Below are 4,969 nucleotides of genomic sequence, written 5' to 3'. Positions count from 1 at the left end.
CGAATCGTCAATACCGGACACCGAAGACCGAGCCTCCCAAATTGTGTGAACAGGGCCCAATCGGGCCAGGTTCCATGCCGCGTACTAAGGTAAGCATTACCTAAGTGGATGGGAAGTCCGCAAGGTGAGAATTTAGGCGTGCCTAACCTAAACTGATGAGGGTGGAGACAGCTCGATTGACTCGGTACAAGGGGCTTGGTCCAGCCCTGTTAGTCGTGGGCCTGGGCACGTCGCTGATCGTGCTGTGTCTGCTCTCACTCGCGCTCGGGGCGCTCAACGTTCCCGTCGACCAGGTGGTTCAGGCTCTGATCGGCACCCCGGCCGACCGGACCGTCGAGAACGTCATCTGGTCGGTACGGGTGCCGCGGACCCTGCTCGGACTCGTCGCCGGCATCGCACTCGGCCTGTCCGGGGCGCTCATGCAGGCCCTCACCAGAAACCCGCTCGCGGACCCGGGCCTGCTGGGCGTGACCGCGGGCGCGTCGTTCGCGATCGTCGGCTCGGTCGCCCTGCTGGGGATCGGCTCGCTCCTCGGTTTCATCTGGTTCGCCCTCGCGGGGGCACTGGTCGCCAGCGTGGTCGTGTACCTGCTGGCCGGGCTTGGCCGATCCGGGCTGACCCCGGTGAAGCTCGCGCTCGCGGGGATCGCCGTGACTTCACTGCTGTTCTCGATCACGCACGCGATCGTGCTGGTCGACCCGGAGGCGCTCAACCGCTACCGGTTCTGGTCGTCGGGTTCGCTGGCTGGGCAGACCGGTGACGTGGTCCAGCAGATCCTCCCGTTCGTCATAGCGGGCACGATTCTCGCGCTGGCCTGCGCCCCCGCGCTCAACAGCCTGGCGCTGGGGGATGACGTGGCCGCGTCGCTGGGACGTAAGGTCGGCTTGATCCGGGTTCAGGGGGTGATCGCGATCATGCTGCTCACCGGGGCCGCGGTCGCGGTCATCGGACCGGTGGTCTTCATCGGCCTGGTGATTCCGCATGTGGCCCGGGTGCTGGCGCAGCAGGCCGGGCTCGGCCCCGACCATCGCTGGCTGCTCCCGCTGTCGGCGGCGCTCGCTCCCTGCCTGCTGCTGACCGCCGACATCCTCGGCCGGATGCTGGCCAGGCCCGCCGAGGTCGACGCCGGAATCCTGATCGCCTTCATCGGCGGCCCGTTCTTCATCGCCCTGGTCCGCCGACGCCGCCTCGCGGAGATCTGAACATGATCCACCCCCCAGCGACCGATCCCCCGGCTCCGGACTCCCAGCCGCCGGGTTCCCATGCCACCGGCACCGCCCCTGCCGAGTCCCGGATCGCCAAGCTCTCCGGGCTCAAATCCGGGGGCGAGCCCACGGGGCCCTTATATGCGCCGACCCGGTTGGGACGTTTCGGAGGCCGGGGACATTTCCGGCTGGTGGCGCCTCCGATCTCCGGCGCCCTCCGGCCCCGCCTGCTCGGAGTCTCCCTCACGCTGACCGTCGGCGTCTTCGCGGCGTTCTGCTGGCTGCTGTCCATCGGCGACTTCCCGATCACGCTTCCGGAGGTCGTGGCGGCGCTCGCCGGCCAAGGCGACCCGGGCAACATGGTCGTCGTCCGCGAACTCCGGCTGCCGCGCGCCGCCGCCGGGCTGCTGGTCGGCCTCGCGTTCGGCATCTCCGGCGCCCTGTTCCAGACCATGGCCCGCAACCCGATGGCCAGCCCCGACGTCATCGGCCTGATCCAGGGTTCCGGCACGGCGGTGGTCGCCAGCATCATGTTCGGCTGGACCGGCGGCCTCTCCACCCAGACCATCGGACTGGCCGGAGGACTGCTCACCGCTTTGGTCGTGTATCTCCTGGCCTGGAAACGCGGCACCACCGGCTACCGGATCATCCTGGTCGGGATCGGGGTGTCCTGGATGTGTGCCAGCGCCACCGACTACCTGATCGCCCGTGGCGGCCAGTTCCAGGCGCAGGCGGCGATCGGCTGGCTGGTCGGCAATCTCAACGGCCGCGACTGGAGCCAGGTCATCCCGCTCGCGTTCGCCTGCCTGGTCCTGGTCCCGATCGCGCTGCTGCTCGGCCGTCTGTTGCGTACGCTGCAGCTCGGCGACGACGTCGCGGCCGGGCTCGGCACCCCGGTCCAGCTGACCCGGTTCGCCATCATGCTGTCCGGCGTCGGGCTGATCGCCTTCGGCACGGCGGCGGGCGGGCCGATCGCGTTCGTCGCGCTGGCCGCCCCGCAGATCGCCCAGCGGCTGGCCGGCACCGCCTGGCCGCCCACGCTCGCCTCCGGCCTGACCGGGGCGCTGATCGTGCTGGTCTCGGACGTGGTGGCCGCCCGGCTCATCCCGGACACGGAACTGCCCGTGGGAATCGTCACCGGCGTGCTCGGCGCGCCGGTTCTGCTCTGGTTGCTCATCCGCGCCAACCGCGCGGGCTCAGGAGGCTGAACGGCATGTACGACCCTGACCTGCGGGCCTCCGCCCTGCACCTCGCGTACGACGACCGGCTGGTCGTGCAGGACCTCGACGTCGCCGTCCCCCCGGGCCGGATCACCGCCATCGTCGGCGCGAACGCCTGCGGCAAGTCCACCCTCCTGCGCGCGCTCGCCCGCCTCCTCACCCCCCGCCAAGGCACGGTACGGCTCGACGGCCGGGCCATCCACTCCATCCCCACCAGGGAACTCGCCCAGCGCCTCGGCATCCTTCCGCAGGCTCCGGTCGCTCCCGAGGGCATCACCGTCATCGACCTCGTCACCCGCGGGCGGTCGCCGCATCAGACCTGGTGGCGGCAGTGGTCGAAGGCCGACCAGCAAGCGGTCCAGAACGCCCTGGACGCGACCGGCATAGCCGATCTGGCCGATCGGGCGGTCGACGAGCTCTCCGGCGGCCAGCGCCAGCGCGCGTGGATCGCCATGGCCGTCGCCCAGGGCACCCCCGTGCTCCTGCTGGACGAACCCACCACCTTCCTCGACATGGCCCATCAGGTGGACGTCCTCGACCTGGTCACCGACCTCAACCGCCGCGAGAACCGCACCATCGTCATGGTCCTCCACGACCTCAACCAGGCTTGCCGCTACGCCGACCACGTGATCGCCATGAAGTCCGGCCGCATCGCCGCCGAGGGTGTCCCCGCCGACGTCATCACCCCGGAGACGGTCGAAGAGGTCTTCGACCTCCGCTGCCAGATCACCACCGACCCGGTCAGCGGCACCCCTTTGATCATCCCGATCGGCCGCCACCACACCGGCGAGAACGACCCGGTCGCCCACCGATGGGCGGTCCGATAGACCGCCTGATCTGTGACCGGAAATGATCACCGGTCGCCTGTGGTCGCCCATGGCCGGCCGGATGGGACAGGTCATGTCCGGCCGGCATCGGCCCCCTTGGGCATTCGTCCCACCCGCCGGGTCGGGCTGGGCGGCACAAGGGCGTCCGGACCGGCTGCCGGCCACCTACCGGCGCACCCCCGGCTTCGCCTGCTTCCCCGGCTGCTACCCGTCGCGATGACCTGCTGTGGGGCGCGCTCCGATCATGCTAACCACACGGTTCAGACCCGGGCACAGCACGCTGCCTGCGCGGCGCAACGCCAACGCTCGCCATCCCAACGTGCTGGCGCCCAGCGCCGCCCAGCGCCGTCCAGCGCCATGAACGCGCCCGCATCCGCATCGAGAAACGTATCCGGTGGGCGGCCGCCCGATCTCAACCCGCATGGCCCGACGACTGCTCAACCGTTTAACCGTTGCCGGTCAGCCGGCCGCCGCCAGGATCACCGCGCGACGCGGAAGAACGCACGCAGGTCGCTGACGAGCAGGTCCGGCGTTTCCATCGCCGGGAAGTGGCCGCCCCGGTCGAACTCCGACCAGTGGTCGACGGTGTCCGCCGGGTCGGCGAGGGCCCGGATCGTCATATCCGCCGCGAACACCGCGATCCCTTGCGGCGGCGCCGGCGCGGACGGCCACCCGGCCTGATCGTCGCCGGACTGGCCGGAGGCCATCTCGCGGTAGGCACGCATACCCTCGTAGAGGGTGTCGGCCGAGGACGCGCCGGAGCCGGTGAACCAGTACAGGCTCACGTTGGTGAGCAGCCGGTCGCGGTCCACCGCGTCCTCGGGCAGTTCGGCGGCAGGGTCGGTCCATTCCTTGAACTTCTCCGCGATCCACGCCAACTGTCCGATCGGCGAGTCGTTCAGCGAGTAGGCCAGGGTCTGCGGGCGGGTGGACTGCAGGTGCAGATAGCCGAGGCCGTCCTGGCGGGCGGCGTTGAATCGCTCGGCGCGCACCCGGTCCGCGTCGGGCAGGCCGTCCAGCTCGATGGGCGGGCCGAACGGGTACGGCGATGGACCGTTGATGTGAGTGGCGAGCACGCGGCCCGGGGCGGCCATGGGCAGCAGCATGGTCACACCACCCCCGACGTCGCCGCCCTGCGCGGCGAATCGCTGGTAGCCGAGCCGGCTCATCAGCTCCCCGAACGCGGCGGCCACCCGGAACAGGTTGCCCCAGCCCGGTTCCCGCACCGGATTGGAGAACCCGAAACCGGGCAGCGACGGGATCACGACGTGGAACGCGTCCGCCGGGTCACCGCCGTGCGCGCGGGGATCGGTCAGCGGCCCGATCACGTCCAGGAAGTCCGCGAACGAGCCCGGCCAGCCGTGGCTGAGGATCAGCGGCAGCGCATCCGGCTCGGGTGAGCGGACATGCAGGAAGTGGATGTCCTGGCCGTCGATCGTGGTCACGAACTGCGGGTGCTCGTTCAGCGTCTTCTCCTGCGCGCGCCAGTCGAAGCCGTTCGCCCAGTAGAGCGCCAACTCATTGAGGTAGTCCACAGGTACGCCGCGCTCCCAACCGGTTCCGCGGATCTGCCGGGGCCAGCGGGTGCGAGTGAGGCGATCGCGCAGGTCGTCCAGTTCGGCCTGCGGGATGTCGACACGGAACGGGCGGATGTCGGTGTTGTTATCCATACCGGAAAATCTAGAAGTGATACAGGAACCTTCCGTTCCTGTATCCG

The 4,969-nt window shown here is 69.9% G+C and carries 4 protein-coding genes and 1 pseudogene; 4 read left to right on the top strand and 1 reads right to left on the bottom strand.

The annotated features are described in order from the left end of the window. The first annotated feature begins 215 nt into the window (after positions 1–215). From Aph01nite_RS29625 to Aph01nite_RS42720, 4 genes and pseudogenes are all read left to right on the top strand, one after another. Positions 216–1,202: a FecCD family ABC transporter permease gene (locus tag Aph01nite_RS29625; protein ID WP_239162082.1), complete on the top strand. Its 987-nt coding sequence runs from the start codon at positions 216–218 to the stop codon at positions 1,200–1,202. Between the two features lie 194 nt (positions 1,203–1,396). After that, the gene (locus Aph01nite_RS29620; RefSeq protein ID WP_239162081.1) at positions 1,397–2,413 is read left to right on the top strand and encodes a FecCD family ABC transporter permease; all 1,017 of its coding nucleotides are present in this window, start codon (positions 1,397–1,399) and stop codon (positions 2,411–2,413) included. Between the two features lie 5 nt (positions 2,414–2,418). After that, entirely contained in the window at positions 2,419–3,252 is an 834-nt protein-coding gene (locus Aph01nite_RS29615; protein WP_204044315.1) for an ABC transporter ATP-binding protein, read from the top strand. A 93-nt stretch (positions 3,253–3,345) separates the two neighbouring features. Beyond that, positions 3,346–3,460: pseudogene (locus Aph01nite_RS42720) on the top strand (IS630 family transposase); the annotation flags it as partial. 271 nt (positions 3,461–3,731) lie between these two features. Here Aph01nite_RS42720 and Aph01nite_RS29605 read toward each other — a convergent pair. Beyond that, positions 3,732–4,922 (bottom strand): epoxide hydrolase family protein, encoded by a 1,191-nt coding sequence (locus Aph01nite_RS29605; RefSeq protein WP_204044313.1) that lies wholly within the window; start codon positions 4,920–4,922, stop codon positions 3,732–3,734. Positions 4,923–4,969 lie beyond the last annotated feature (47 nt).

The organism is Acrocarpospora phusangensis (assembly GCF_016862995.1).
GTDB classification, from domain to species: domain Bacteria; phylum Actinomycetota; class Actinomycetes; order Streptosporangiales; family Streptosporangiaceae; genus Acrocarpospora; species Acrocarpospora phusangensis.
Note: the sequence above shows the minus strand (reverse complement) of the source record. Positions and strands in the feature narration are given on the sequence as shown.

Excerpts from the sequence above, each read along its gene's own strand:
- Aph01nite_RS29615 (WP_204044315.1), top strand. The coding sequence starts at position 2,419 with ATGTACGACCCTGACCTGCGGGCCTCCGCCCTGCACCTCGCGTACGAC.
- Aph01nite_RS29605 (WP_204044313.1), bottom strand. The coding sequence starts at position 4,922 with ATGGATAACAACACCGACATCCGCCCGTTCCGTGTCGACATCCCGCAG.